Genomic DNA, 387 nt, shown 5'->3' on the forward strand with positions numbered 1-387 from the left:
AACGCTCTCAGTTGTGCGCAGGCCTTGTTCGTTGTACGTCCAGGACTCTTGCCGCCATTCTCGATGGAATGTTCGTGAACCCACTCAAGTAACTCTCGCCCAGTTCGTTTATCGAGATCTTGGATCGGCGAAACGCCGTTCGACGTATTCCACTTGTGAGCTGTTTCAATGTACTCGGAGCGAGTGCCTTCAGTCAGATTCCGTGCTCGAATGTATCTCTCGACAATGTCTTCAGATTTAGATTGCATCGATTCGGATCCCTTACCGCCGAGACATGCATCCTAAGTCGCTCCAATCCGCAACTGGGTGGTTTCTGAAATTCGATGCCAGATTCCCTGCATTGAGGAGAGAAGAAGTTGATCCAAGTTAAATTTCCAATCCGTAGAG

1 protein-coding gene is annotated in these 387 nt (G+C 49.1%); it reads right to left on the reverse strand.

Annotated features, from left to right (window positions below; translation table 11 throughout):
- On the reverse strand, nucleotides 1-248 hold a 248-nt coding region (locus AB1L42_RS23840; protein ID WP_367062749.1), incomplete at its 3' end, for a hypothetical protein.
- Nucleotides 249-387 lie beyond the last annotated feature (139 nt).

The organism is Thalassoglobus sp. JC818, from assembly GCF_040717535.1.
Taxonomy (GTDB): domain Bacteria; phylum Planctomycetota; class Planctomycetia; order Planctomycetales; family Planctomycetaceae; genus Thalassoglobus.